Origin of the sequence: Flavobacterium sp. RSP49 (assembly GCF_003968735.1) — a bacterium.
In the GTDB taxonomy this organism is placed as follows: domain Bacteria; phylum Bacteroidota; class Bacteroidia; order Flavobacteriales; family Flavobacteriaceae; genus Flavobacterium.
Genome location: NZ_RYDN01000007.1, coordinates 21,230 through 48,134 on the forward strand (window position 1 = coordinate 21,230; position 26,905 = coordinate 48,134).

General features: G+C 35.1%; 22 protein-coding genes. 5 read left to right on the forward strand and 17 right to left on the reverse strand.

The genetic code is table 11. The annotated features are described in order from the left end of the window. The gene (locus tag EKM02_RS05580; protein WP_126452919.1) at positions 1-1,806 is read left to right on the forward strand and encodes a peptide MFS transporter; all 1,806 of its coding nucleotides are present in this window, start codon (positions 1-3) and stop codon (positions 1,804-1,806) included. Positions 1,807-1,851: 45 nt separating this feature from the next. After that, positions 1,852-2,310 carry a thioredoxin family protein gene (locus EKM02_RS05585; protein WP_126452921.1) on the forward strand — a complete coding sequence of 153 codons (459 nt, stop codon included), beginning with the start codon at positions 1,852-1,854 and terminating at the stop codon, positions 2,308-2,310. A gap of 4 nt (positions 2,311-2,314) precedes the next feature. On the opposite strand, the gene EKM02_RS05590 is transcribed toward EKM02_RS05585, so the two are convergent. From EKM02_RS05590 to surE, 5 genes are all read right to left on the reverse strand, one after another. Continuing rightward, positions 2,315-4,351: a ComEC/Rec2 family competence protein gene (locus EKM02_RS05590; RefSeq protein ID WP_126453149.1), complete on the reverse strand. Its 2,037-nt coding sequence runs from the start codon at positions 4,349-4,351 to the stop codon at positions 2,315-2,317. A 95-nt stretch (positions 4,352-4,446) separates the two neighbouring features. Next, positions 4,447-4,965 carry a C40 family peptidase gene (locus EKM02_RS05595; protein ID WP_126452923.1) on the reverse strand — a complete coding sequence of 173 codons (519 nt, stop codon included), beginning with the start codon at positions 4,963-4,965 and terminating at the stop codon, positions 4,447-4,449. A gap of 49 nt (positions 4,966-5,014) precedes the next feature. Beyond that, positions 5,015-6,127, reverse strand: coding sequence for a lipid-A-disaccharide synthase (gene lpxB / locus EKM02_RS05600; RefSeq protein ID WP_126452925.1), 1,113 nt, complete (start codon positions 6,125-6,127; stop codon positions 5,015-5,017). An 80-nt stretch (positions 6,128-6,207) separates the two neighbouring features. Then, positions 6,208-6,513 (reverse strand): hypothetical protein, encoded by a 306-nt coding sequence (locus EKM02_RS05605; protein WP_234423155.1) that lies wholly within the window; start codon positions 6,511-6,513, stop codon positions 6,208-6,210. Beyond that, positions 6,473-7,252, reverse strand: coding sequence for a 5'/3'-nucleotidase SurE (gene surE / locus EKM02_RS05610; protein ID WP_126452927.1), 780 nt, complete (start codon positions 7,250-7,252; stop codon positions 6,473-6,475). Before surE ends, EKM02_RS05605 begins: the two co-directional genes overlap by 41 nt. Before the next feature lie 206 nt (positions 7,253-7,458). Between surE and EKM02_RS05615 the strand changes: the two genes are divergently transcribed. Further along, a complete protein-coding gene (locus EKM02_RS05615; protein WP_126452929.1) occupies positions 7,459-9,717 on the forward strand; it encodes a carboxy terminal-processing peptidase in 2,259 nt (752 codons plus the stop codon). Positions 9,718-10,072: 355 nt separating this feature from the next. Here EKM02_RS05615 and rodA read toward each other — a convergent pair whose 3' ends face one another. The 6 genes from rodA to purH form a co-directional block, all read right to left on the reverse strand. Next, complete coding sequence (rodA, locus tag EKM02_RS05620; protein ID WP_126452931.1) at positions 10,073-11,308, reverse strand: rod shape-determining protein RodA; 1,236 nt, start codon at positions 11,306-11,308, stop codon at positions 10,073-10,075. 5 nt (positions 11,309-11,313) lie between these two features. Further along, positions 11,314-13,263, reverse strand: coding sequence for a penicillin-binding protein 2 (gene mrdA / locus EKM02_RS05625; RefSeq protein ID WP_126452933.1), 1,950 nt, complete (start codon positions 13,261-13,263; stop codon positions 11,314-11,316). After that, positions 13,260-13,766, reverse strand: coding sequence for a rod shape-determining protein MreD (locus tag EKM02_RS05630; protein WP_126452935.1), 507 nt, complete (start codon positions 13,764-13,766; stop codon positions 13,260-13,262). The genes mrdA and EKM02_RS05630 overlap by 4 nt, the downstream gene beginning before the upstream one ends. Further along, the gene (gene mreC / locus EKM02_RS05635; RefSeq protein ID WP_126452937.1) at positions 13,759-14,583 is read right to left on the reverse strand and encodes a rod shape-determining protein MreC; all 825 of its coding nucleotides are present in this window, start codon (positions 14,581-14,583) and stop codon (positions 13,759-13,761) included. The genes EKM02_RS05630 and mreC overlap by 8 nt, the downstream gene beginning before the upstream one ends. Positions 14,584-14,689: 106 nt before the next feature. Then, on the reverse strand, positions 14,690-15,718 hold the full coding sequence (locus tag EKM02_RS05640) for a rod shape-determining protein (RefSeq protein WP_126452939.1): 1,029 nt from the start codon (positions 15,716-15,718) through the stop codon (positions 14,690-14,692). A gap of 54 nt (positions 15,719-15,772) precedes the next feature. Beyond that, complete coding sequence (gene purH, locus EKM02_RS05645; protein ID WP_126452941.1) at positions 15,773-17,299, reverse strand: bifunctional phosphoribosylaminoimidazolecarboxamide formyltransferase/IMP cyclohydrolase; 1,527 nt, start codon at positions 17,297-17,299, stop codon at positions 15,773-15,775. A gap of 196 nt (positions 17,300-17,495) precedes the next feature. Here purH and EKM02_RS05650 point away from each other — a divergent pair, with 196 nt between their 5' ends. Next, the gene (locus EKM02_RS05650; RefSeq protein ID WP_126452943.1) at positions 17,496-18,746 is read left to right on the forward strand and encodes an ABC transporter permease; all 1,251 of its coding nucleotides are present in this window, start codon (positions 17,496-17,498) and stop codon (positions 18,744-18,746) included. Between the two features lie 155 nt (positions 18,747-18,901). On the opposite strand, the gene accD is transcribed toward EKM02_RS05650, so the two are convergent. The 3 genes from accD to EKM02_RS05665 all read right to left on the reverse strand — a co-directional run bounded on the left by accD (position 18,902) and on the right by EKM02_RS05665 (position 23,559). Then, on the reverse strand, positions 18,902-19,756 hold the full coding sequence (gene accD / locus EKM02_RS05655) for an acetyl-CoA carboxylase, carboxyltransferase subunit beta (RefSeq protein WP_126452945.1): 855 nt from the start codon (positions 19,754-19,756) through the stop codon (positions 18,902-18,904). 108 nt (positions 19,757-19,864) lie between these two features. Further along, positions 19,865-20,932: a class II fructose-bisphosphate aldolase gene (gene fbaA / locus EKM02_RS05660; protein ID WP_126452947.1), complete on the reverse strand. Its 1,068-nt coding sequence runs from the start codon at positions 20,930-20,932 to the stop codon at positions 19,865-19,867. Positions 20,933-20,991: 59 nt separating this feature from the next. Then, positions 20,992-23,559 (reverse strand): BamA/TamA family outer membrane protein, encoded by a 2,568-nt coding sequence (locus tag EKM02_RS05665; protein ID WP_126452952.1) that lies wholly within the window; start codon positions 23,557-23,559, stop codon positions 20,992-20,994. A gap of 37 nt (positions 23,560-23,596) precedes the next feature. Here EKM02_RS05665 and EKM02_RS05670 point away from each other — a divergent pair, with 37 nt between their 5' ends. Next, positions 23,597-24,322, forward strand: a complete 726-nt coding sequence (locus tag EKM02_RS05670; protein WP_126452954.1) for a TrmH family RNA methyltransferase — start codon at positions 23,597-23,599, stop codon at positions 24,320-24,322. Between the two features lie 53 nt (positions 24,323-24,375). Here the strand turns inward: EKM02_RS05670 and EKM02_RS05675 are convergent, their stop codons facing one another. The 3 genes from EKM02_RS05675 to EKM02_RS05690 all read right to left on the reverse strand — a co-directional run bounded on the left by EKM02_RS05675 (position 24,376) and on the right by EKM02_RS05690 (position 26,896). Then, on the reverse strand, positions 24,376-25,080 hold the full coding sequence (locus EKM02_RS05675; protein ID WP_199878461.1) for a porin family protein: 705 nt from the start codon (positions 25,078-25,080) through the stop codon (positions 24,376-24,378). A 1-nt stretch (position 25,081) separates the two neighbouring features. Next, positions 25,082-25,813, reverse strand: a complete 732-nt coding sequence (gene ubiE, locus EKM02_RS05680) for a bifunctional demethylmenaquinone methyltransferase/2-methoxy-6-polyprenyl-1,4-benzoquinol methylase UbiE (protein WP_126452956.1) — start codon at positions 25,811-25,813, stop codon at positions 25,082-25,084. A 600-nt stretch (positions 25,814-26,413) separates the two neighbouring features. Then, the gene (locus EKM02_RS05690; protein ID WP_126452958.1) at positions 26,414-26,896 is read right to left on the reverse strand and encodes a dihydrofolate reductase; all 483 of its coding nucleotides are present in this window, start codon (positions 26,894-26,896) and stop codon (positions 26,414-26,416) included. Positions 26,897-26,905: the final 9 nt, after the last annotated feature.

A 26,905-nucleotide genomic window follows, 5' to 3' on the forward strand; every position in this document is an offset into this window, starting at 1 on the left:
ATGAGTGAAAATACAACAGATCAATTTTTTAAGAATACCGTATTAGGACATCCTGCGGGATTGTTCGTTTTGTTTTTCACAGAAATGTGGGAACGATTTTCATTCTACGGAATGCGTTCTTTGTTGATATTATTTTTAACCGCTTCCTTTACAGATGGTGGTTGGGAATGGACTCGCGAAAATGCTTCTGCCTTATTTGGATCCTATGTAGGATTGGTTTATTTGTCCACAATGTTAGGGGGGTATTTTGCGGATAAAGTAATTGGTTTTAGATGGGCTGTTGTTGTTGGGGCAAGCTTAATGACTTTGGGGCATGCTTCTATGGCTGTTGAAACAGAATTCTCTATTTATTTAGGATTAGTATTGTTGGTTTTTGGGAATGGTTTTTTTAAACCCAACATGACCTCTATCGTATCTGAAATGTACAAAGACCGTCCTGAAAAGAAAGATGGCGCGTATACTTTGTTTTATATGGGAGTTAATGCCGGAGCGTTCTTTGGGATTTTACTTTGCGGTTATTTAGGGGAAAAAGTGGGTTGGACTTACGGTTTTGGTTTAGCCGGAATTTTTATGTTCTTTGGAATGTTGCAGTTTTGGCTGTCTCAGGATATCTTTGGAGATATTGGTTTAAAACCAAATAAAGAAAGCAAAGCGAAAGCAGAAGCATTAGATACTGACAAAAGAAATCCTTTTTCGCCAATACAATTGGCAGCAATAGCCTTCTCTTCTATATTAGCATTATTATGGCTTATAAATGATCCTGCTTCAAAAATATCCGGGGGCAAAATAAATATTTTTTCTTTCTTAGGTCCTAATGGAAATGCGATTGCAATTGCTTCAGCTCTACTTGTATTTATTGTATTGTTAATTTATAGATTTACTCAATATTCTAAAATTACTAAAGAAAAATTAATAGCGGTTACCTTTTTTGCCTTTCTTACCATTTTCTTTTGGGCAATTTTTGAGCAGTCACCAAACAGTTTGACCATTTTTGCTAGTGATTATACGGATCGTGTTTTAACAGGCAATTGGAGTGTGGTGTTTTTAGTGATTAATTCGTTAATTACTATTTTACCGTTGGTTATTATTACCGGGGTTTTAATTTTATTATTTAAGCAAACATTTAAACTTTATGCTGTTGCAAATATGATCCTTAGTGTCAGTTTTATAATTATTTGGGGAATAGCACTATGGATGTTGACTAAAGATTATTACACTGCGGGTTATCTTACTTTATCAGATTCAACATTGCAAGCATTGAAAATTGATAAAGTAACTACTGCATTGACAGAAGTTCCTGCCACTTGGTTTTCTACTTTAAACTCGTTATTCATAATCTCTTTGGCTCCATTGTTTTCAAAATGGTGGGAAAGTAAATACAATCCTTCTGCAAATTTAAAATACGGAATCGGAATGGCATTGCTAGCGCTTGGTATGGCTTGTGTCGCTTTTGGGGCAAGCGGAATCGAAGCGGGTGCAAAAACAGCTTCAGTAAGTATGATATGGTTGATTTTAGTCTATCTTTTCCATACAATGGCAGAGCTGTGTATCTCACCGGTAGGATTGTCGTATGTAAGTAAATTAGTTCCTGCCCGTATGATTGCCTTTATGTTTGGAGTTTGGTACTTAGCAGTAGCAATTGGTATGAAAGGTGCAGGGATGTTTGGTGAAAACATTGATAAAATCGCCAATGAACACGGATTGAGTTACTTCTTTTGGATGTTGACTATTATCTCTATTGTAGTTGCTTTGTTCTCTGTTTTGATGACTCCAATAATTAAGAAATTAATGCATGGTGTTCGATAAATTTTAGGCATCGTTTTTGATTTGTTCACCGTAAATAATATAGATATGAAGAAAGGTATAATAACGTTGTTATTGTTAGTTGGTTCGTTTGCTGCTGAAGCACAAGAATTAGTGTGGGAGACTAATGTCAGTAAGGCTCTTGAAGTTTCAGCCTTAACTAAAAAACCATTATTAATGTTTTTTACCGGAAGCGATTGGTGTGGTTGGTGCATCCGGTTACAAAAAGAGGTCTTGAAGACTCCTGAATTTGCAGCTTGGGCAAAAGAAAATGTCGTTTTGGTCGAATTAGATTATCCAAGACGAGTACCACAGACTGAAGAGGTAAAAAAGCAGAATAATGAATTACAACAAATTTTTGGCATACAAGGGTTTCCAACTATTATACTCGCAAATGGTACTACAAAAGAAGGGAAAGTCAATTTTGAAGGTATTGGCAGTACGGGGTATGTAGCCGGCGGACCAGCAGCCTGGTTAGCAGTTGCAAATGGTTTTTTGAAAAAATAATATATTAATTCAATTTATAAAATCCCTTTTCGCCTGTTGCGTGAAAAGGGATTTTCTGTTTCTCGCAACTGGCTTTCCATTGTTTTTGTATGGATTTAAAGTTGGACGCATCAGCCACAACTAATTTTGGCTTCATTATTTGGAGTAGGCGGTCCATATTTATTTTAGAGGATTGTGTCAATACAATAACATCCGGATTGATGTTTTTGGGATACACTCCGGAATGGTCTACAATAAATATTTTTTCGCCTTTAAAATACAGGAAATTTCGGAGTTCTTTTTTCTGTCGTAAAGTGCTCAGGTTTCCAATGCGATAGGATTTTATAAGACTGTTTTCTTGTGCCGTTTTTAAAAGACTGTCATTGGCGTAAACAATGATATTTGCTCCATTTCGTTCAGTGATCAAGGTATTCTTTCGGCTGTTGAAAACAATAAATTCCTGCTCGTTTTGCACGTTCCAATGGGTTGTAAAACAAGAAAATTGCACAACTATAATACAAGTTAAAGCGATTGCTAATTTGTGGAAAGTTGGTTTTTTAAACCAAATGACAAGGCTTATTAGAGCTAAATAACTGCTGAGTAACAGGTATAAATTAAGCGGAATATCTTGAATTATAAACTGTTCTATCGAAGCTATTGCGTTGATAATTTTGTTTAAATAGTAAATACTGGTTTCCAGCAGGTGGGAGAGAAAAACCGGAATAAGGTCAAATGCGGCCAAAATCATTACCAAAACGCCTACTATCATTATGAAACTCAGTACTGGAATAATGATTAGATTGGTCACAAAAAACAAACCCGGAAACTGATGAAAATAATAAATACTCAGGGGTAAAGTACCTATTTGCGCCGCCAAGGAAACGGTGAGAATGTTCCAGACGTATTTTGAAGCTTTGTTTTCTGGTTGCCACACAGAGGCCAAAAGAGGTTGCAACCAAATAATGAAAAACAAAGCAATGTAACTCAACTGAAAACCAACGTCAAATAGAAACGAAGGCTCAAAAAACAAAATCAATAACACAGAAACTAATAAAGTATGGTAAATATTGACGCTTCTGCGCAGATGATTCCCAATAGCCACAAAGGAAAACATAGTCACCGAGCGAACTACTGATGGTGCTAAACCTGCAATTATACCAAAAATAGACAAAGATGCCAGAATAAGGAGTAGTTTAAGGAACGAGCCCTTTTTTGTATTTGGAATAGGCTTTAGAATATAAGTTACAAAAAGCAAAATGAAGCCAATATGCAGTCCTGAAACGGATAAAATATGTACGGCTCCCGCATACTGGTAATCCCGTATGATATCAGGTGAAATATCTTGTTGTTGCCCCATGATCAGAGCAATGGCAACATTCAATTCCGTTTTATTGAAGTTGTTTTTTTCTAAATTCCGAATAATTCGCGTTCTCAATTTTGAAGAATAGTACCAGATATTTTTCGCTGTTTTATTTCCAATTTTTATTTCATCACCAGCAGCAAACAGTTGTGCATAGATTTGTTTGTTTTCAAGGTATTTGCCGTAGTCAAATTGATTCGGATTCATAGGTTGTTTATTCCTTGACAACGTGCCTTTGATTAGCAAAGGGGTTCCTGCTGCAAATACGGGGTTTAAATGAATTTTTTGAACGTTAAGGAGCAATCGGCCAGACTGTTCTTTTTCATTAATATGGTTGACAAGGACTATATAACGGTCGCTAAATAAGGAGCTTTTTAGCTTTTCTCTTACAACAACAGAAATAGAATGAGGCTGCTCAAAAGCATTTGTATTGTGGGTGTAGTTGTCTTTTTGAAAATAATCCGTGTGGGTTACTTGTGTAGTGGTTCCAATGATAAAAGACAAAAAATAAGTGGCAATACCAAAATAAGCGGTACGGGTGTTGCTTTTTTTGGATAAAAAAAACAACACCCCAAAGAGACTCATAGCGGTTAAAAGTATAACAATGACTGCTACTAATGGAGGATGAAGGTAAAAAGCGAAAAGAAGTCCTGAAACAAACCCAATTGTTATTCTTGCCAAAGGAAATTGTAGTACTTTCATGACTCTAAAGTACATATTTTTAGTACGTAACGAATTTATTTTTTTTGAAAATAGGTAGAAATAGAAACACAGAGATTAGTAATGAAGAACTCGAGCTATAAAACCCTGTTGAGTTGAGCAAATCTGGTTTTGTAATACACTTCTTTTGTGGAGGAAATTATAACGCCTCTTGAGGTCGACGCATGAATGAATTTTATCTCGTCTTCATTGACTTCAATGACTATTCCTACGTGGTTTATTTGTCGGTTTTTCTTGGTTTTAAAGAATATCAGATCCCCTTTTTTAGCTTTTTCTTGTTCATGATCTAAGATAATACCGTGTTTTGATTGTTGAATCGAGGTGCGAGGCAGACTTATTTCATTTGAATCAAAGATGTTGACCATCAAGCCGGAACAGTCAAAACCTGATTTTGTTGTCCCGCCATATCTGTATTTCACACCAATGTTTTCAGCAGCGGCATCGATTAATTGTTCGACCAGACGTTGTACTTTCCTTTTTTCGGATTGAATGGATTGCTCTTTTGGGTCTGCTTTTTTCGAGTTGGTTATCGGGGAAGTTGATTTACAAGCCGTAAAAAAGGTAAGAACCAATACAAGAAATAGGAAATGTTTCAAAAGAGTGTAATTTTTTTGTAAAGGGAGCTATTTATAAATAAGAGATAATCTACAGTAAATCAGACACGATGAGTCTTGCTGTTTTTTCACTAGCGCCAATGCCACCTAATTGCTGTTCTAATAACGCATATTTTTCTAAAAGAGTATTGCGGTGGTTGATTTCTAATATTTTTTTGAGTTCTTCTCGAATGCGTTTTGGATTGCATTGCTCTTGAATTAGTTCGGTCACCACCTCCTCATCCATAATTAAGTTGACTAATGAGATGTATTTCAGGGTAATAATTCGTTTAGCAATTTGGTAGGAAGCCCAGCTGCCTTTGTAGCAAACTACTTCCGGCACTTTGAAAAGCGCTGTTTCCAGTGTTGCCGTTCCTGAGGTTACTAATGCAGCTGTTGCATTACGCAGTAAATCATAGGTTTTATTAGAAATGAATTTAATGTTTTCTTGAGTGATGAATTCTTTATAGAAAGAAAATTCCTGACTTGGTGCCCCTGCAATCACGAACTGATAGTCTGGAAAATCATTTGCCACACTGAGCATGACTGATAGCATTTTAGTTATTTCCTGTTTTCGGCTACCGGGTAAAATTGCAATTATCGGTTTGTCGTTTAATTGGTTTTCTGTTCTAAAAAGGATTGAATCAACTTCGGGTTGGTTGTGGATGGCATCAATCAGTGGATGCCCGACAAATTCTACCGGAAAATGGTGTTTGTCTTCATAGAATTTTTTTTCGAAAGGCAAAATCACATACATTTTATCAATATCACGCTTGATAGCTGTAATTCTGCTTTCTTTCCAAGCCCAAATTTGTGGAGAAATGTAGTAGTGCGTTTTCATTCCTAACGCTTTTGCCCATTTTGCAATCCGTAAATTAAAACCAGGATAATCAATGAAAATAAGGATGTCCGGCTGAAATTCAAGAATGTCTTTTTTGCAGACTTTGATGTTGCTTAAAATAGTTTTCAAATTAAAAATTACCTCGATAAAGCCCATAAAAGCTAATTCTCGGTAATGTTTTACTAAGGTTCCGCCTGTTGTATTCATTAAATCGCCTCCCCAAAACCGAATGTCAGCTTTAGGATCTTTTTTATAAAGCGCTTTCATTAAATTGGAACCATGCAAATCGCCTGAAGCTTCCCCTGCTATAATGTAGTATTTCATGTTTGTTGGATTAGAAAGGTATAAATTCAGGTCTGTTATAAATGGTATGTCAATTTACAAAGGTAAACTAATAAGCCTTCTTAAATAAACAAAGTGAGTACTGTCATTAGTATGATGGCCAATACGACACCACGCGCCATCATTTCTTTATTCATTTTTAGCAGAATGCCAAAGGCTATCAACGTAAGGATGGATCCCAGTGTGATGATTTTTCCTAAATTTCCCTGCGCTTTTATGATCTGAATTCCAATGATAAACTGGAAGTCAGTAAAAAAGGTAATAAAGAGATAGCAACCAACTAGTGTAGTGAGAAATCCTACCAAAATCCCCCAGACTAAATCGTTCTTATTCATTCCATTTCCAGGTATTAAGTTGCTGTATGGCATGATGTGCTGTCAAGTCAAATTGAACTGGAACAACTGATATGTATCCATTTTCGAGCGCCCATTCGTCTGTGTCTTCGCCTTTGTCCTGATTGACAAATTCTCCTGCCAGCCAATAGTAATCCCTTCCTTGCGGTGTTTTTCTTTTATCAAATTTTTCTACCCAAAGTGCTTTGGCTTGGCGACAAATACGGATTCCTTTGATGTCCTTTTCGTTTAATTTTGGGAAATTAACATTTAAAACGACCCCTTCTGGAAGTCCATTTTCTAAAACTTCTAAAGAGATTTTGCGTATAAAAGTTTTGATCGTTTCAAAATTGGCGTTCCAGTCATAATCTAAAAGAGAGAAGCCTATAGCTGGAATTCCCTCTATTCCTGCCTCGACTGCCGCACTCATGGTTCCGGAGTAAATTACATTTATGGATGAATTTGAACCATGATTGACACCGGAAACACATAAATCTGGTTTTCTTTTTAGGATTTCATTTACAGCCAGTTTCACACAGTCCACTGGAGTTCCGGAGCAGCTGTACTCTAAAAACGGATCACTATCTTTAGAGATTTTATTCAAATACAACGTGCTGTTTATGGTGATGGCATGCCCCATGGCACTTTGTGGATTGTCAGGCGCAACCACGACGATTTCCCCTATTTCTGCCATAACGGCAATTAAGGCTCGAAGTCCCGGTGCCGAAATTCCGTCGTCATTCGTTATTAGAATTAAAGGTCTTGCTTTTTTCATTATATCTGTTTGTAAAAAGATTGATTGTTTTTGGTTTTCAGCGTAAATGTAATCCCCCTGAATGAAATCACTAAACAAAATATAAAAATAGGTTATGTTGGTTGATTTAACTTAAAATAATAAAAACAATTTATATCTTTAACAAAAATTTATGGGGCTACTGCTGCGGTTGGCATAGTTTTTACCATAATTTAGATTAAAAATTCATGAATACAATTCTTAGCTTTATGAAAAGAAATTATAAAATCATACTTGTTGTTGTATGCCTTTCGTTAACATTGTTTGCTTTTAAATATAATGCATCAAAAGAGAACGACCCAGAAAAAGATAAATTACTCCTAGAGTTGTTGACTTTTGTAATCCAGAAAGGACATTACAATCCTGCCGATATTAACGATACTTTTTCAAAAGGAATCTATAAAGATTACATTGAGGCTTTAGATCCATCTAAACGTTTTTTCCTGCAATCCGATATCGATGAATTTTCGAAATTTGAGTTGTTGTTAGACGATCAGTTGTTGAACAAAGACTTGTCTTTTTTTAATCTTACCTATGATCGTTTGATGAAAAGAATGGAAGAGAGTAAAAAGATTTATAAGGATGTCTTGAGTGAGCCTTTTGATTATTCTGTCGATGAAAACTTTAATATAGATTATGAAAAGGCTCCCTATGCTAAGAGTGCAAATGAATTAAAGGATAAATGGCGCAAGCAAATTAAATTATCAACTCTTTCTTCTCTAGTAGATCGTTTGGCTTTACAAGAAAACAAGACTAAAGGGGCAAAACTTGATGCTGTAATACTGAAAAAAGAGGAAAGATTAAAAGAAGAACCGACTAAGGAAGCAGCAAAAGACAGCACGGTAACTCCAGATAAACCAAAGACTTTTGAAGAACTAGAAAAAGAAACCAGAAGAAATTCTGGAAAATCATTAGATGAATATTTTGGTTTTGTAAACGACTTGGATCGAAATGATTGGTTCTCCGTCTACATAAATTCTATTACGGCTCGTTTTGATCCGCACACGAATTATTTTGCTCCGGAGGAAAAAGAACGTTTTGATGTAAGTATAAGTGGAAAATTAGAAGGTATTGGTGCTCGTCTACAAAAGAAAAATGATTTAACTGAGATTTCGGAACTTATTTCTGGTGGTCCCGCATGGAGGGGGAAACAACTGGAAGCGGGAGATTTAATAATGAAAGTAGGGCAAGGCTCTGGAGTTTCAGTTGATGTTGTTGGGATGCGGCTTGATGATGTGGTAAAGAAAATTAAAGGACCAAAAGGTTCGGAAGTTCGGCTTACAGTTAAAAAAGTAGACGGAACAATCAAGATTATTTCTATTATCAGAGATATTGTTGAAATTGAGGAAACGTACGCCAAGTCAAGTATCGTAAATAAAAACGGGATGAAATATGGAATAATTTATTTGCCTAAATTCTATATTGATTTTGAAAATAAAGACGGGAGAGATGCTGGTAAAGATGTTGCTATTGAAGTTGAGCGACTGAAACAATCCGGTGTTGATGGAATTGTTCTTGATGTTCGCGATGACGGCGGCGGATCATTATCCACGGTTGTAGATATTGCTGGCTTATTTATTGAGCAGGGTCCCATTGTTCAAATTAAATCAGCAGGGAGAAAAAAAGAAGTGTTGTACGATCGAGATAAAAAAATAGAATGGGATGGCCCTTTAGTAATTATGGTGAATAGTTTTTCTGCCTCAGCTTCTGAGATCTTAGCAGCTGCAATTCAAGATTACAAAAGAGGAATTATAATTGGGAGCAAACAAACGTACGGTAAAGGAACCGTTCAAAATGTGATTGACCTGAACCAGTTTGTGCGCAGTAGTTCCGTTGGGGATTTAGGTGCTATTAAGACCACCACACAAAAATTTTATAGAATCAACGGTGGTTCTACTCAACTGGATGGAGTACGAAGTGATATCGTTATGCCGGATCGTTATGCCTACTTGAAAATGGGAGAGCGCGATATGGATAATGCAATGCCTTGGGACAAAATTGATCGGGCAGACTACAGTGTTTGGACTAATAATGACAACTTTAATCAGGCGATAACAAATAGCAAAAGCCGAATTAGTAAAAATGCACAGTTTCAATTAATTGAAGAGAATGCGAAGTGGATTGATAGTCGAAGTGAGGAGAATGTGTATAGTTTGAATATTGATACATTTAAAATCGCACAATCTGAAATTGAAGAAAAAGCTAAAAAATACAAACCAATTGTAGATTACAAAAATCTACTTACGTTTACTTCACTGCCTTATGAAGCAGATGAAATTAATAAAGACGCTTCTTTAAAAGAAAAAAGAGAAAGATGGCATGAAGCTTTATCAAAAGATATTTATGTTGAGGAAGCACTGAATGTATTAGAAGATTTGCAATCAAAAGCAATTTCTAAAAAAAGTATTCCCGTTAAAATTAAAAAAGATAAATTAGCGAAATCTTAGGTAGTTTTTCAGCAAGTTTCAGTCAATAATAATAGAAAAACCCTGTACATTCTTCAGAACGTGCAGGGTTTTTCTATTTGGGTAATTGTTTTTTTGAGTTTTGTAACTCATTGAAGGAGAATAGATAAGTAAATCAATGCTGTTTATCTATCAATTTAGTGTGTAAAATGTTACTTAAAAAGACTGGATTTATTGCAAATTACCATCTGAATTTCGGTATCATCGTATAACTTTAGGATTCAATTCAATGTAACAATAAGATAAATATATTTATTGTTTAAGTCTTTGATTCAAAAACAAAGAGTAATAATCCATAGTGAGGTTCATGGATTACTTTTGTCTTAAATTTACCAAATTACCATTCATTTACTTTATTGGCATCCATTTTTATAAATATAAAAAGCAATATTGTAAATCCCCAAAGACCGGAACCTCCGTAGGAAAAGAAAGGTAAGGGTACGCCAATGGTGGGGAAAATACCGGCTACCATGGCTATGTTTACAAAGAAATGAGTAAAAAGAATGCCTGCAACGCAATGGCCATATACTCTGCTAAACTTTGTTTTTTGTCTTTCCGCAAGGTATATTATTCGAAGAAGCAAACAGGCAAAAAGGGCAATTACTGCAAGAGAACCCAAAAATCCCCATTCTTCGCCTACTGTTGTGAAGATGTAATCCGTGTGTTGTTCCGGTACAAAACCACCTTTGGTTTGCGTTCCTTCTAGGAATCCCTTTCCAAACCAGCCTCCAGATCCTATGGCTATTTCGGATTGATTGGTGTTATATCCAATTCCTTTGAGATCAACAGCTTTTCCTAAAAGGATGTTAAAACGATCTCGGTGATGTTGTTTGAATAGGTTGTCAAATACATAGTCTACAGATAGCACAAATCCAGAAATCAGAGTAAAGATGATGCTGCTCAAAATAATATTTCGATCTCCCAGTCTTGATTTGAAATGAACTAATATTATAATTGCTAATCCAATAAGTATTACATATTCTGGTTCTAATAATAAGGTAAACACAAATAAAAGAATTGTAATAAATCCAGTCCAAACATACCAAGCCGGAAGTCCTTCACGATACAAAACAATGATGAATATGCTGTATATCAATGCGCTTCCAGGGTCTGGCTGAGGCAAAATGAGTAGCACAGGTAGGAAGATTATGGCAAGAGCCTGTATTTGTCTATTGACTTCTTTTAAATTAATTTGTGTGTCACTCAAATATTTGGCTAATGCTAATGAAGTGGCTGCTTTTGCAAATTCAGAAGGCTGGATCGTGAAGCTTCCAATAGCATACCAGCAACGTTGACCAGCAATTGTTTTGCCAAATAAAAACAGCCCGGCTAATGTGAGTAGTGATACTCCAAATATGATACTCGCATATTTCTCATAAAATTTCCCGTCAACCGAGAGTATTATGAATATTAATGGAATGGTCAATACGATGAAGATCAGTTGTTTTTCATAGGTGTCTTGCATCGATGACATCGAGGAGGAATAGATATTTAACCAGCCCAAAATAACTAATACCGCATAGATGATTATGCTTATCCAATCAATATTATTTGTGATACTTTGGTTTTTCATTGCAATTAAATAACTTGTTTTTTTACTTTTGAGGTATCTGTTTTAATCCTTACGGCAGGAATTGTCCTTTTATTTAAAAGCGAGTCACTAATGCGTAATTGTAATTTGATTGCGTCAGAAAGTCCACCTAATTTGGCATATTGACTTTGTAAGCTGGTTGCAAGTATTCTTTTTTCCAGATCTATCCGTGTGATTTTTTGTCGTAGGTATTTTTCAATCATCAAACTGGCAATTGGTCCGGCTATTGTTGATCCAAAGCCCCCATTTTCAACCATGATAGCAATGGCAATTTTAGGATTATCTTTTGGTGCAAAAGCTACAAATATGGAATGATCTTTAAGTTGAATTCTTTTGCCTCCAATTTTAGCAAAATTTTCAGCTGTACCGGTTTTACCACAAATATCTATTCCTTCTACTTTAAGTGCGCTAGCAGTCCCCATGTTGTACACATCAAACAAACCGCTAATTATGGGTTTGAAGTGTTTTTTGTCGATGGTAGTGGTGTGTTTTGTCGTGAATTTTTTATCAATTTTGTGGCCTTCAATTTTTTTGATGATGTGAGGGGTGTAATAATAACCTTCATTTGCAACAGTTGCCATCATGTTAGCAAGTTGTATGGGTGTCATTAGAACTTCGCCCTGTCCTATTGAATTAGAAACGATCGTGGTACTTCTCCAGCCTCCATTTGGATAAATGCGTTTGTATGTTTTGGAATCCGGAATATTTCCTCTTTTACCTGTTGGTAAGTCATATCCCATAAATTGTCCCAGTCCAAAGCTTTTTATGTGGTTGCTCCAAACATCAACAGCTGTGGCCGGTTTTGTATATTTGTTTATTGTCTTCATATACGCTGTGGCAAAATAGGAATTGCAAGATTCATATATACCTCTGTGCAGCTGAAGAGAGCCTCCTCTGCAATGGCATCTCATAAATCGACCTCTTGCATAACTAAAACCATTATTGCAGGATACGCTTGTATTTTCATCGATTACACCTTCTTGTAGAGCAACTAAGCCAGTTAAAATTTTAAACGGTGATCCTGGCGGGTATTCTGCTAGTAAACCTCTGTCATAGAGTGGTTTGGCTATTGAATCATGGTATAATTGAGTGTAATTTTTAGAGCGTTGTCTTCCTACCAATATTCCTGGATCATAAGAAGGAGCGGTTACCAGTGCTAGTATTTCGCCAGTGTGAGGTTCTATAGCAACAATTCCGCCTCTTTTATTAATCATCAATTCCTCTCCGTATTTTTGAAGTTCGGCGTCAATAGTAAGATTTATATCTTCTCCTTGCACGGCTATAGTGTCGTATTTCCCTTCTTTATACGAGCCAATTTCTCTATTGTATTTGTCTTTTTGAATGTATTTAACCCCTTTTACCCCGCGTAAAAGATCTTCATAGCTTTCTTCAACTCCCTGTCTTCCAATTAAATCACCGCTATTGTAGTATGGATTTTTGGCTACTAGTTTTTCATTTACCTGAGTGATACCCCCAAAAACATTGGCTCCAAAATTTACTTCATAATCACGAAGGGAACGTTTTTGAAAATAGAAACCTTCATATTTTCTTATTTTTTCTTGAAAAGCGGCAAATTCACTTTTATTCAATTGTGATAAAAAAACAGAGGGTAACCGCGGACTATATATTCTAGCTTTTTCAATTCTTTTAATGAAATCTTCTTTTGTAATTTTCAACAATTGACAAAGTTCTAAAGTATCTGTGTTTTTTAATTCCCTAGGAATGACCATAATGTCATAAGATGCTTGGTTTGCGACCAGTAATACACCTTTACGGTCATAGATGTAGCCTCTTTCAGGATATTCATATTTTTTTTTAATTGCGTTATTTTCAGATTTTAACTTTAAGGTGTCATCCACGATTTGCAAATAAAAAATACGCAATACTAGTAAAGAAGTAGCAAGAATGATTAGGGAAGGCAATAGTACTTTTCTCATCTTTTATTAGGCTTGATAAGGTATATTATAATTATGCAAATAAAGAGTGTGAATATGGTACTCAATAAAGTTCGTAATACGACATCTAATATAAAGCTAAATTGAAAAGCTTCTAGCAAAAACATCGTAAAATGATGAATGGTAACTGATAGTAATAAAAAAGAAAATCTTTCTGGTGTTAATACATCATTCAGTTTTATAGTTTGGTATTCATAACTTAACCCAAAGGAAAACTTAAAAACAGAAGGTCTAAAGTAGGCTAATACTAAGCATGCGGTCGCATGTGTTCCTCCAGAATTACTGAACATATCCATTACAAGTCCAAGTAAAAAACTAGCAATTAGTAGTCCTGATTTATTTCCATTTACGGGATAAAGTATGATAAATAACACATAAGGAAATGGGCTTATATACCCAAAAAAATTCATGTTATTAAATATAATAATCTGAATTGCTAATAACAAAAGGAATCGGGAAATATTGACTAACAGTGCGCTATTCATCCTTATTTCCTTTTTCTAAATTAATAATTTCTTCACGATCTTTGCGCGTAATAATATAAACGTGACCTAGATTTGTCATATCGTTAAATAATTTAACATTTATGGTGTAATAATTAGTCTGATTGTCTATTTCTATTTTGTCTATAGTTCCTATATTAACGTTTTCCGGAAATATTACTGATTGTCCTCCTGTTACAATGGTGTCTCCTTTTCTAATAGCGGCTAATCTAGGAACATCTATTAATTGTACAAAGCCAGTACTTTTTCCGTTCCATATCAAAGATCCAAAATGATTGGATTTTTTGATTTTAGCATTAATTTGAAATTTCTTATTTAAAATGCTAATCACAGTGGCATAATTAGGTGAGGTATTTTCTATGATTCCTATAATTCCTAAGCTGTTTATAACGCCCATGTCCGGTCTCACACCTTCTAGTTCTCCTGAATTTAAGGTTAAATAATTTTCGTGAGCACTATAAGAATTGTGTATTACCTTTGACACTAATATATCGCCTGATTCAATTCCTTTTAGACTGTCTAGTTTTTTTATTGCAGTGGTATCTTTTTTGTTAAAAATAAGACTCTTTAATTTTGCGTTTTCAAGCGCGAGGGCTTCATTTTCAGTTTTTAAATTCAGATATTCATTAAGGTTATTTACTTTTTCATAGACACCTCCGCTTAGAAAATTTGCAGAACTAATTATTTTACTTCTGTGAAAGGAGTGGGATTGAATGGTAAGGGATAGTGAAACACCCAAAAGCAGCAAAAACAGTAACCGATTACTGTTTTTAAAAATAAAATTAAATATTTGCTGCATTTTCTAACGGTATAATATAAGTAGCTGTCTCTTTTATTTTAGAATCTAATAGTTGTTGCTGGATGCTAACTCAGTCCTGTAAATTGACGAGAGTAGCGCTAACAAATTACTTGATTAAAATACTTTTAAATTTAGCAATGTTTTTCAGTGCCATTCCTGTCCCTCTTACTACAGCTCTTAACGGATCTTCTGCAATGTAAACCGGTAAATCTGTTTTTTGTGAAATTCGCTTGTCAAGACCTCTTAACATAGAGCCTCCACCGGCAAGGTAGATTCCTGTGTTGTATATATCGGCAGCTAGTTCTGGGGGAGTTTGTGATAACGTTTCCATTACGGCATCTTCAATTCTTTGGATTGATTTATCTAATGCTTTTGCGATTTCTCGGTACGATACTTCTACCTGTTTTGGTTTACCAGTAAGTAAATCTCTACCCTGAACGGACATGTCTTCAGGAGGTGTTTCTAAATCTTCTATTGCGGCACCAATTTGAATTTTTATTTTTTCAGCTGTACTTTCTCCAACAAAAAGATTGTGTTGGGTACGCATATAATATACGATATCATTTGTGAATACATCGCCAGCTATTTTTACTGATTTGTCGCAAACAATACCACCTAAGGCGATTACGGCAATTTCAGTTGTTCCGCCACCAATATCCACGATCATATTTCCTTTGGGTTGCATAATGTCAATACCAATACCTATTGCTGCTGCCATAGGTTCATGTATTAGGTAAACTTCTTTACCGTTGACTCTTTCACATGATTCCTTTACGGCTCTCATCTCCACTTCGGTAATACCAGAGGGAATACAAACTACCATTCTTAACGCAGGAGTAAACATTCTTTTCTTTAATGCCGGGATGCTTTTGATAAACATACTGATCATTTTTTCTGAAGCATCAAAATCAGCAATTACACCATCTTTCAATGGGCGTATTGTCTTAATGTTTTCATGTGTTTTACCTTGCATCAAGTTGGCTTCTTTACCCACAGCAATAATTTTACCAGAAACTCTGTCTCTTGCAACAATTGATGGACTATCTATTACAACTTTATCATTATGTATGATTAAAGTATTGGCGGTACCAAGGTCTATCGCGATATCCTCAGTCATGAAATCAAAAAATCCCATAAATTTTTTAGGGGTTAAAATGTTATAAATTTGAAACGGACAAAGTTAAACAAATTAATGTTTAAAATGACGTGTTCCCGTAAATACCATTGCAACTTTATTTTCATTGCAATAGTCAATGCTCAACTTGTCTTTGATGGATCCGCCTGGCTGAATTACCGCCGTAATACCTGCTTTTTTAGCTATTTCAACACAGTCTGGGAAAGGGAAAAACGCATCACTTGCCATAGAGGCTCCACGTAGGTCAAATCCAAAATTTTTAGCTTTTTCTATCGCCTGTACTAAGGCATCAACTCTGGATGTTTGTCCTGTACCGGATGCAATAAGTGTTCCGTTTTTAGCAAAAACAATCGTGTTTGATTTTGTGTTTTTGCAAATTTTGGAAGCGAAAATTAGATCCTGAATTTCTTGTTCAGTAGGAGCTGTTATGGTAACGGTTTTTAGGTCTTCTTTATTGTCAGTTACCGTATTTCTTTCTTGAATTAAAAGTCCGTTCAAGCAGGTTCGTACCGTTTTTTGGGGTAAAGCAACCTCGTTCTGAACTAATAGGATCCGGTTTTTCTTTTCTTGTAAAATAGTCAGGGCCTCAGTATCATATTCCGGCGCAATGACCACCTCACAAAATAATTTGTTTATCTCTGTTGCAGTCACTGCATCAATTTTAGTATTGGAAATTAAAACACCTCCAAATGCAGATGTCGGGTCACAAGCTAATGCGGCTAAATAGGCCTCGGTAATAGTTGTTCGTGTCGCTAAACCACATGCGTTGTTATGTTTTAATATCGCAAATGTAGGGCCGTCATTGTTGAATTCAGCTATCAAATTTACAGCTGCATCTACATCCAACAAATTATTGTATGATAATTCTTTTCCGTGCACTTTGTTGAACATAGCCTCAAAATCTCCAAAGAAAAATCCTTTTTGATGTGGGTTTTCACCGTATCTCAGCACTTGACCGTTAGGAATACTTTCTTTGTAAATGGTTTCGTCAGTATTAAAATAATTGAAAATTGCAGTGTCATAATGAGAAGAAACATGAAATGCTTTTGTTGCCAATAATTTTCGGTCTTCCAGTGTTGTAGCGCCATTTTGATCGATAATTAAATCTAAAAGCAAGCCGTATTGATCTACCGAAGCCACAATTACGGTGTCTTTGAAGTTTTTTGCAGCAGCACGAATTAAAGAAATACCACCAATATCTATTTTTTCAATGATGTCTGTTTCACTTGCTCCGGAAGCAACCGTTTTTTCAAAAGGATATAAGTCAACAATGACTAAATCAATTTGTGGAATGTTGAATTCTAACATCTGTTGTGCATCACTCTCATTATCTTGGCGATTTAGTATTCCACCAAAGACTTTTGGGTGTAATGTTTTTACTCTTCCGCCCAAAATAGAAGGGTAGGAGGTTACATCTTCAACGGGTATTACGGGAATTCCTAAATTTTTTATAAAATCCTCAGTCCCTCCAGTAGAATAAAGTGTAACATTTTGACTGTTTAGTTGTCTTACTATAGGTTCCAATCCTTCTTTTGAAAAGACGGAGATTAATGCAGATTGAATTGTTTTAGTTGTGCTCATTATGTAGTTATAGTTATAAAATGCAAAAATAGTTTTTTAATGTCAAAATTAAGCCATTTGAAATTGAGATAATTGTAATTTTTACGGCTATTGCAACGGGAAACATAAAATAGCGCTTCCACAATGTAACGAAACAATTTTTCATTAGGTTTCTGATTAATATTTATAGAATTTTACTTAACACTAAATAGATTGTATGTTAGTTTACCTTCGATTATTAAAAGAGAGTTTTAGCTTTGCGATGAATGCATTGCGCAACAATAAGTTACGAACGCTGCTTTCTTTGTTAGGCGTTACTATTGGGATTTTTTCGATTATAGCGGTACTCGCTGCTGTAGATTCTTTGGACAGAAAAATCACTAAAGATTTGAGTAGTTTAGATAAAAATACGATTTATTTGATGAAATTTTCTTTCGGACCTTCGGAAATTCCACAATGGAAAAGAGAACAGTTTCCTAATGTGAAGTATGATGAATACACCTATATGAAAGGTGCAATGACTAACACGGATCAAATGGCCTATCAAATATTTATCAGAAGAGAATCTATTAAATTTGATTCAAAAACAGTTAGTGATGTCAATATAGTTCCTGTTTCTCAGGAATTTATAGATATTCAGGGCCTTGAGTTTGAAAGCGGACGATTTTACAATGAATCCGAAGCCAATTCCGGAGCTACAGTTGTTGTTTTGGGAAATGAAATTGCAAAATCACTTTTTGATGATGCAGAACCCATTGGAAAAAACGTGCGGTTGTATGGAAATCGTTTTACGGTCATTGGGGTTTTGAAGAAACAAGGAGCGGGTTTATTTGGGGATAGTAATGACACCTCAGCTTATATTCCAGTCAATTTTGTGCGACAACTATACGGGGATAATAATACTGCTTTGACAAATGTTATTATTTTTAAACCTGAAAATGGAGCTGACATGGCAGCTTATAAAGAAGAAATAGCACAAAAATTAAGAAGCTTTAGGGGAGTGAAAGCAGGTGAAATAGATAATTTTTTCATTAATGTTTTTTCTGGATTTACTGACCTTATTGATGGTATCCTTGGGCAAATGAATCTTGTAGGATGGGTTATCAGCGGCTTTTCTCTGCTTGTAGGTGGTTTTGGAATTGCTAATATTATGTTTGTTTCTGTAAAAGAGCGTACGAATTTGATTGGGATCCAAAAATCATTGGGAGCCAAAAACAAGTTTATATTGTTTCAGTTTTTATTTGAAGCGATAATATTATCAGTTATTGGTGGTTTGATAGGATTGCTCTTAGTTTGGATTATTACTCTTATTGTAACAAAAGCCTTAGACTTCGAGTTTGTCTTAAGTATGGGTAATATTGTCCTAGGAACAGGATTAGCGGCTATAATTGGTCTAATATCCGGAATTCTACCCGCAATTGCAGCTTCTAAATTAGATCCGGTGGAGGCTATTCGTACCGGGATATAAAAAACTCAGGTTTGTGTAATCCTCTTCTGTAAACACTTAATTTTAAATATAATGGCATAACAAAAAACAGCTTCCAATATTTTTTTGGAAGCTGTTTTGTTTGGTATAAAGAGAATGTAGCGCAAATATAAAGTCCCAACTTATCGGGATTTTATTTATCGAATATCATTGTTCTGAATCAAATCAATGTACAAGTTAATCTTGTCTTTCAATTCTTTTCTTGGTGTGATAAAGTCTAAGAAGCCATGTTCGAGTAAAAACTCAGCAGTCTGAAAACCCTCAGGTAAATCTTTACCAGTTGTGTCTCGTACTACCCTTGGTCCTGCAAATCCTATTAACGCGCCTGGTTCAGATATGTTGATGTCCCCTAGCATCGCGTAGGAAGCAGTTGTTCCTCCCGTTGTAGGATCTGTACATAATGAAATGTAAGGAAGTTTTGCTTCGGCAAGTTGTGCTAACTTAACAGATGTTTTGGCTAATTGCATTAATGAATAAGCAGCTTCCATCATTCTGGCTCCACCTGATTTTGAAATCATGACAAAAGGCAAGTTGTTTTTAATAGCGTGATCAATTCCTCGTGCGATTTTTTCACCTACAACTGCACCCATAGAACCACCAATGAAGGCAAAATCCATACAGCAAATAACTAAATCTTTACCTTTTGATTTTCCAACTCCTGTGCGTACTGCATCCTTGAGTTTGGTTTTTTCCATTACATCTTTCAAACGATCTGCATATTTCTTGGTATCAACAAAGTGCAAAGGATCTTTAGAAGTCATATTCTTGTCTAATTCAACAAATTCATTGTTGTCAAATAAGATTTGAAAATATTCAGCACTTCCAATTCTGACATGAAAACCATCTTCTGGACTCACAAATAAGTTGCGAGCTAGTTCATCGGCATCAATGATTTTTCCGGTTGGAGATTTGTACCAAAGTCCTTTTGGAATATCCATTTTGTCTTCGGTAGCGGTAGTAATCCCTTTTTCTTTTCTTTTAAACCAAGCCATTTCTTTAGTATTCAGTGTTCAGTAATCAGGTATTCAGTGTTTTGTAATCAGTTTTAGTGTTCCATTATCAGCATTTGAGATCTGAACACTAAAAACGGACCACTATTTTTATAATGTATTCACATTGTTCAAGTCAGCAAATGCTTGCTCAAGTCTTGTGTTGAAAGTAACTTCACTTTCACGCAACCATTTTCTTGGGTCGTAATGTTTTTTGTTTGGAACATCAGCGCCTTCTGGGTTTCCAATTTGAGTTTTCAAATAGTCAATATTTTTAACCATGTAATCACGAATTCCTTCTGTAAATGCAAATTGCAAATCAGTATCGATATTCATTTTTATTACCCCGTAGCTGATCCCTTCTCTTATTTCTTCTAATGTAGAACCAGAACCACCGTGGAAAACGAAATCTACTGGATTAGATCCTGTATTGAATTTATTTTGAACAAAATCCTGAGAATTTTTCAATATTTTTGGAGTCAATTTTACATTTCCGGGTTTGTACACTCCATGTACGTTTCCAAAAGCAGCAGCAATTGTAAATCGTGGGCTTACTTTTGAAAGTTCTTCGTATGCGTAAGCAACTTCTTCTGGTTGTGTATATAATTTTGAACTATCAACATCAGAGTTGTCTACACCATCTTCTTCACCACCTGTGATTCCAAGTTCGATCTCTAATGTCATTCCCATTTTACTCATTCGTTCTAAATAGCCTTTGCAAATTTCGATGTTTTCTTCGATAGGCTCTTCAGATAAATCAATCATGTGAGACGAAAACAATGGTTTTCCGGTTTTAGCAAAATGTGCTTCGGAAGCATCTAATAGGCCGTCTATCCAAGGTAATAATTTTTTCGCACAATGGTCAGTATGTAAAATCACGACTGCGCCGTAAGCTTCCGCCATGGTGTGAATGTGTAAAGCTCCTGCAATTCCACCAGCGATAGCTGCTTTTTCACCAACATTCGAAAGTCCTTTACCTGCATTAAATTGTGCTCCTCCATTAGAAAACTGAATGATAACAGGAGCATTAAGTTTTGCTGCAGTTTCAAGGACACCATTGATTGTATTTGATCCAGTAACGTTTACTGCCGGAAGTGCAAATCCTTTTTCTTTTGCGTAATTGAAAATTTCTTGTACTTGATCTCCTGTAGCTACGCCCGGTTTAATAGTATGTGCCATTGTGTTTTTTTTAGTTATTTTTTAGTTTTTAGTTTTGCAAAAATAAGAATTATTTAGCATTAGAACGGGTAATTTATTCCAAAATTTAAAACAGAGTTTCCAAAATTATATTCTTGAAACCATCTTTTACGGGTTTCGTTGGCAGGATTATAGGTTTTAAATCCTAAATCAAAACGAATTACAAAAAAACTCAGGTCATATCGAAGGCCGAATCCCGTGCCTAATGCAATGTCTTTTAAGTCGCTGAAACTGGTAAATGTTGATTTCTCATCCACCACATTATCCAATACGTTCCAAATGTTTCCGGCATCAGCAAAAAGGGCCCCTTTTAAATTGCCTAATATTTTAAATCTAAATTCACCACTAATGGCAATTTTCATGTTGGCTTCATTAAAATCATCTACAGCTCCGCTACTCCCGGGGCCTAAGCTGTATGGTTGCCAGGCTCGGTTGTCATTTGAGCCCCCAGAAAAATAACTCCTAGAAAAAGGAATGTAATTTGAATTACCAAATGGGACTGCAATACCAAAAAAGGATCGAAAGGCAAAGATCTTTTCTTTAGATAAATCCCAATGTTTGATGTATTCAAATTCTGTTTTTAGGTATTCAGAGTATTCTAAATTAAATATCTCATAATTACCGGTGACATTTTCTTTTTGATTTGTCGTTTTTGCAAAAGCTGACAATAGTGTTCCCGCTGATTCTATTTTTGTTCTAAAGAGATAAAAATCATTGTCTAATAAGTCTTTCTTTGTTGTTTTTGAAAACGTAAAACTTGTAGCGAGTATAAAATCGTTTTCCGTAAGTCGGAGTCTTCTTTCCTCAATGCTTTTTACACTTTCTATATCAGCATTTTCTAATGGTTTTAAGAAACTCGCATTTCCTGATAAGACATCACGGGTAAATCCAGTTGTGCCTCTTTCAATGACTAAATCCCTATCGATATCATTGTTATAGTAGTTAGGGTTGGTGTTGTATTGCTTCCCTATGGCATTCAATGCTCTGTAAGAAGAGTTGTAAACAAAGAAATAATTATTGGGATTTAGATTGCGAACAAACTGGGTGTTGAACAGGTCAAATCGGGCAGTATGGTTTCTTTTTGGAATCCAATTGTACGATAGTGCTCCTGTGAAATTTTCTTTGTCTAACCCCAGATTTCTTTGTTTTGCGAAACCGACTGTGATTAGTGTGGAGGGAATCATGCTTTTTGGAATGATTTTTTCAGTGCTAAAGGGAATGAAAATTCTAGGAATATTTAATTTTAAATCCAACCCGTACTCGGATACATTAAAAAAATTATTATTTGGATTGGCAAGATCTTGTGAGGAACCTATATTGCCACGGGCTGCAATTTCCAGTGTTTCAGCACCATTAAAAACATTTCTGATTGTTTCTGAAACACTCAATCCGATACCAAAATCCTGAATGTTAGAATGGGTAACATCTAGTGTAGTCCCAAAACTATATTTTTTTCGGGGAGTCAGGTATACTTTAGCGATCAGCGATTGTGCTGTACTGTCTCTTTTGTCAACTTCATATTGTATAGAGGGGTAGTTGAATACTTTGAGGTTGTTTAGGTAGCGTGTGGTCAAGACTGTTTTGTAATCAGCATATAAACCTCCCTTCGTAATGAATATGGCGTTCGTGATGGCGCGAGGCTTGTATTTTAATTTTTGATGGCTGTATAAATTGAAGTTTTTGTAGGTTGTACTATCTGTAATAGTCCGGTTGTTATTCTCTGAGGAATAGTCCGTATAAATATTTACATCACTTATTTTATAAATTTTAAAAGGCACCGTTTTGCTAGAATCCTGATCTTGGTACGAATAATTATTAATGACCAGGTTTATATTTGCTTGATTTACTTTGTTAATCGTGTCAATATCAAAAGTAACGTAGTTGGACTGAAAATAATAGGCTCCGTTATTTCTAAAATGAGTGGTAATTCGGTTTTTTTCATTCTCAAAATCTTCTGTTTTGTACTGATTGCCTGATTTTAGAAAGGTATTGGATTTATTGGTTTGGTATAAAGAGTCTAATGTTGGAGTTAAAATAGTGGTTTTTAAAGTATCTAGGAAAAAGGCATTTCCGGGCGTTATGGCGTATTTTATTTTAGCTTTTTTAAGGCTCAGAGTGTCTATGTTGTAATTTGCATTTACATTAAAATAGCCATTGTTGAAATAGTAATATTTCAATCGCAATACTGATTTGTCAGCTCTTTCTTTGTCGATAATTACAGGAGGCTCTCCTGTTTTTTTTAAAAAATTATGGATGCCATAATATAAAAAAGACTTTCCTAGTCTGTTGACTTGTTTTTCAGACAGCCATTTGGATTGTCTTTTGTATTTTTCGGGGTTGTTAGCAAACTTAGCCTGATAGGTTGAATCTGGATTTAGATTGGCAAGATTGTAAAGGTTCAAGCGCAAACGATAGCCCAGCAAGGTACTGTTTGGTTTTTGATACAACTGATTAAAAATAGCTTCCTCCTTAATGGATTTGCCATTGGCCTCAATTTCATTTTTTGTAAGCAGTAATTTCCCGTCAGGAACTCTTTTTACAGCGTCACAAGCGCAAATTAGTATTGCAATTACAATAAATGCAGTTATTTTTGTAGAAATTTTTTTCAAGTGTTCTAAAATATTTAATTCAAAAGTACATTATTTTATGGTTAGTAAAAACCAAATAAAACTTATAACGAGTTTGCAGCAAAAAAAATATAGGATAGCTAATAAATTATTTTTTGCCGAGGGTGTCAAAGGAATTCAGGAACTATTGGATTCTAATTTTGAATTGGAGCATCTGTTTACCACCCAAAATGATTTTGATTCGGTAAGCCAAGAAAAAAAAACCATTATTTCAGAAAACGATTTAAAAAAAGTTACCGCATTAGCTACTCCGAATACGTGTTTAGCCGTTTTTAAGATGCCAGTAGAAAAATCAATTACTGAAACCGGTTTGATTTTAGCGCTTGATTCTATTCGGGATCCTGGAAATTTAGGGACTATATTGCGTTTGTGTGACTGGTTTGGGATACAACAAGTCTTGTGTTCAAAGGAAACGGTGGATCTGTATAATCCAAAAGTGGTTCAGGCAACAATGGGCTCCATTGCTAGGGTGAATGTAAATTATGTTGATTTGAATGTTTTTTTATCGCAGACAAAATTTCCAATTTTTGGAACCTTCATGGATGGAGAAAATATTTATAAAGCAACTCTTCCTCAACAGGGAATTATTATCATGGGGAATGAAGCTAATGGAATTTCTCCAGCTCTTGAAAAAGGGGTCCACAACCGACTCACAATTCCTCGTTTTGGGAATCTTCAAAAAACGGAAAGTCTAAATGTAGCTGCAGCAACAGCAATTGTCTTAAGTGAGTTTTGTAGAGGCTGATAGCAACGTGCAGTCATAGTTTACGGGAGAACTTAAAACGGCCAAACTACTTTTTAATGGAAAGTAAAATTAATTAAAATGGCTCTGGTCTTTAAGGCTTCAACGTTCCCTGTCCAAGGACTGCTGGGGTCATTGTCTCTAATTAGTTCGTCATTAAGTCCAAAAACACCTCTTATGGAAGGCGAAAATATAAAATATTCTGAAAAAAGGTCAATTCCAAAACCCAATTCATAATTAGTAGTCCATGATTTAACCCGAAAGCGTTGCTGCAAATTATCATCCATCAACTTAGAGTTGCTGGATAAGTTCAAAGTAGCGGATAATCCTCCCACTAAATAGGGGCGAATATTGCCGGTTCTTAGGGAGGAAAATTTCAACAATAAAGGAAAATGGATGTATGTGCTGTTCACTTCTCTAAGCGCATCGCCGCTGTTTGAAAAATTAGGGTAATACAAGTCTCTTTTTGTGTAATACAATCCAGGTTCAAATCGCAAGTTAATGTATTCCTGTAATTTTACATCACCAACAATTCCCACATTGAAACCGGTTGTTTTTTTGACCAGTATATCAGGACCTTTTGTTTTATAATCAATTTTAAAATCATAGGAATTGAATCCTAAGTAAAAGCCATAATAAACTTTCTTTTTTTGAAAATTTTCCAAATTAACAATGGGATCTCTGCTGAAAATAGTTCGAGACTTTTGGGCATATCCGTTTAGAATAAAAGCAAAAAAGAGTAAGGCAATTATTTTTTTCATGTTATTTTTTAGAAGCTGAGTAAATGGTGGCCACACCAAAGGTTTGCGGCAATGCTACAACATCTATAAACCCAATTTCTCTTAAAATATTGTTTAACGCCTCACCATAAGGAAAAGCGGCAGCTGATTCAGATAAATAACCGTAGGCAACGTTATCCTTAGAGAATAATTTACCTATCAAAGGCAGGATGTTTTGACTGTAAAAAGTATAGCCTTGTTTGTAAGGCGTTTGGTCTGGCACTGACGTTTCTAAAATTACAAATACACCATTTGGTTTTAAAACTCTTAAAATTTCAGCTAATCCTTTTTCCAGCGTTTCAAAATTTCGAACACCAAAAGCAACGGTAATCGCATCAAAATAATTGTCTTCAAAAGGCATGTTTTCTGAGTCGCCCAAAATCATTTCAATAGTAGCAGTAAGGTTTTTGGCAGCAATTTTTTGGACTCCAACTTCCAGCATTCCGGCAGATATGTCTAAGCCAATGATTTTTTCAGCATTGGTTTGTGCCATTAAAATCGCTAAATCTCCGGTGCCCGTAGCAATATCCAGAATTATTTTTGGATTGGATTTAGCAACCATCTGCAAAACTTTTTTACGCCATTTTATATCAATTCCAAAAGAAATGACACGATTCAATTTGTCATAGTTGCCTGAAATGGTGTCAAACATTTGAGCAACCTGTTCTTTTTTACCTAAGGCAGAACTTTTATAAGGAGTTATCTTTTCTGACATTTTTTTTTATGCAAATATAATACAAACGGGATGAACTAAAAACGAGTTCTTTAAATTAGAAGTAAGTTTTGTTTTATGTGCCGGAATGATTTTTTGCGAACTAAATAAGACTAAGTTCATTAAAATAAGACCCCTTTTTTTATTTGAAATATCACTAAAAGTGGGTATTGTATCTCCCATTTTTATTGCACAAATTTGTTACTCAAGAAAGAACCATATTAAATGATTAAAAAAGAGTCAGTGAACCTAATCAAATGGATATTTTTAGCGCTATTTATCTCATTTGTTCTTGTTAGCTGTTTTGAAAATGCTGTTTTACAAGGCAGTATTGTAGTTAAAGCGCAACATACGTTCTTAGGATTAAATTTGTTTTTGGAAATTTTAATTTTTTTCGTCTTTAGTACCTTCGTGGTATTTGGTATTAAAGGCTTTTTTGAGATGTATTCTCAAAAAACATCAAACATTATAATCTTCGTTTCTGGAGTGTTACTAGTGTTTGTAATTTTTATATTAGTTTATCAAATACTGTTTCAAGACTAGGTCATTGCTCTTAATCAATGGTTAAAAAAAAACATCCCTAAATTGGGATGTTTTTTAATTTTATATTCTGACGAATGTTTCGTAAGTGTAATCAAATTTGTGGTTTTGATCTTTTGCATTAAACTCGGTTGCATCAATCTTCCATTTCTTTTTATCGATCTCAGGAAAATAAGCATCAACATCAAAACTCTCGTGGACTCTGGTAATTTCTAATTTATCGGCGTAAGGCATTCCTAAAGCGTAAATTTCACCACCGCCTATAATAAAGGAGTCCTTTTCTTTTGGACAAGATTCAAGAGCTTGTTCCATACTTGCAACTATTATACATCCATCAGCTTTATAGTTTTGCTGTCTCGTGATAATAATATGTGTTCTATTGGGTAACGGTTTTTCTAAGCTTTCAAACGTCTTTCGCCCCATGATGATATGATGCCCCGAAGTTAGCATCTTGAATCTTTTAAAATCATTTGGTAAATGCCACACTATCTTATTATCTTTTCCTAATGCGTTATTCTCAGCTGCCGCTGCAATCATTATAATCATAATTTCATA

Excerpts from the sequence above, each read along its gene's own strand:
- EKM02_RS05690 (WP_126452958.1), bottom strand. The coding sequence starts at position 26,896 with ATGATTATAATGATTGCAGCGGCAGCTGAGAATAACGCATTAGGAAAA.
- rodA (WP_126452931.1), bottom strand. The coding sequence starts at position 11,308 with ATGAAAAACCAAAGTATCACAAATAATATTGATTGGATAAGCATAATC.
- lpxB (WP_126452925.1), bottom strand. The coding sequence starts at position 6,127 with ATGAAATACTACATTATAGCAGGGGAAGCTTCAGGCGATTTGCATGGT.
- EKM02_RS05590 (WP_126453149.1), bottom strand. The coding sequence starts at position 4,351 with ATGAAAGTACTACAATTTCCTTTGGCAAGAATAACAATTGGGTTTGTT.
- EKM02_RS05670 (WP_126452954.1), top strand. The coding sequence starts at position 23,597 with ATGGTTAGTAAAAACCAAATAAAACTTATAACGAGTTTGCAGCAAAAA.
- EKM02_RS05585 (WP_126452921.1), top strand. The coding sequence starts at position 1,852 with ATGAAGAAAGGTATAATAACGTTGTTATTGTTAGTTGGTTCGTTTGCT.
- EKM02_RS05630 (WP_126452935.1), bottom strand. The coding sequence starts at position 13,766 with ATGAATAGCGCACTGTTAGTCAATATTTCCCGATTCCTTTTGTTATTA.
- fbaA (WP_126452947.1), bottom strand. The coding sequence starts at position 20,932 with ATGGCACATACTATTAAACCGGGCGTAGCTACAGGAGATCAAGTACAA.
- purH (WP_126452941.1), bottom strand. The coding sequence starts at position 17,299 with ATGAGCACAACTAAAACAATTCAATCTGCATTAATCTCCGTCTTTTCA.
- accD (WP_126452945.1), bottom strand. The coding sequence starts at position 19,756 with ATGGCTTGGTTTAAAAGAAAAGAAAAAGGGATTACTACCGCTACCGAA.
- EKM02_RS05640 (WP_126452939.1), bottom strand. The coding sequence starts at position 15,718 with ATGGGATTTTTTGATTTCATGACTGAGGATATCGCGATAGACCTTGGT.
- EKM02_RS05615 (WP_126452929.1), top strand. The coding sequence starts at position 7,459 with ATGAATACAATTCTTAGCTTTATGAAAAGAAATTATAAAATCATACTT.
- EKM02_RS05605 (WP_234423155.1), bottom strand. The coding sequence starts at position 6,513 with ATGCCATACAGCAACTTAATACCTGGAAATGGAATGAATAAGAACGAT.
- EKM02_RS05650 (WP_126452943.1), top strand. The coding sequence starts at position 17,496 with ATGTTAGTTTACCTTCGATTATTAAAAGAGAGTTTTAGCTTTGCGATG.
- surE (WP_126452927.1), bottom strand. The coding sequence starts at position 7,252 with ATGAAAAAAGCAAGACCTTTAATTCTAATAACGAATGACGACGGAATT.
- mrdA (WP_126452933.1), bottom strand. The coding sequence starts at position 13,263 with ATGAGAAAAGTACTATTGCCTTCCCTAATCATTCTTGCTACTTCTTTA.
- EKM02_RS05675 (WP_199878461.1), bottom strand. The coding sequence starts at position 25,080 with ATGAAAAAAATAATTGCCTTACTCTTTTTTGCTTTTATTCTAAACGGA.
- ubiE (WP_126452956.1), bottom strand. The coding sequence starts at position 25,813 with ATGTCAGAAAAGATAACTCCTTATAAAAGTTCTGCCTTAGGTAAAAAA.
- mreC (WP_126452937.1), bottom strand. The coding sequence starts at position 14,583 with ATGCAGCAAATATTTAATTTTATTTTTAAAAACAGTAATCGGTTACTG.
- EKM02_RS05580 (WP_126452919.1), top strand. The coding sequence starts at position 1 with ATGAGTGAAAATACAACAGATCAATTTTTTAAGAATACCGTATTAGGA.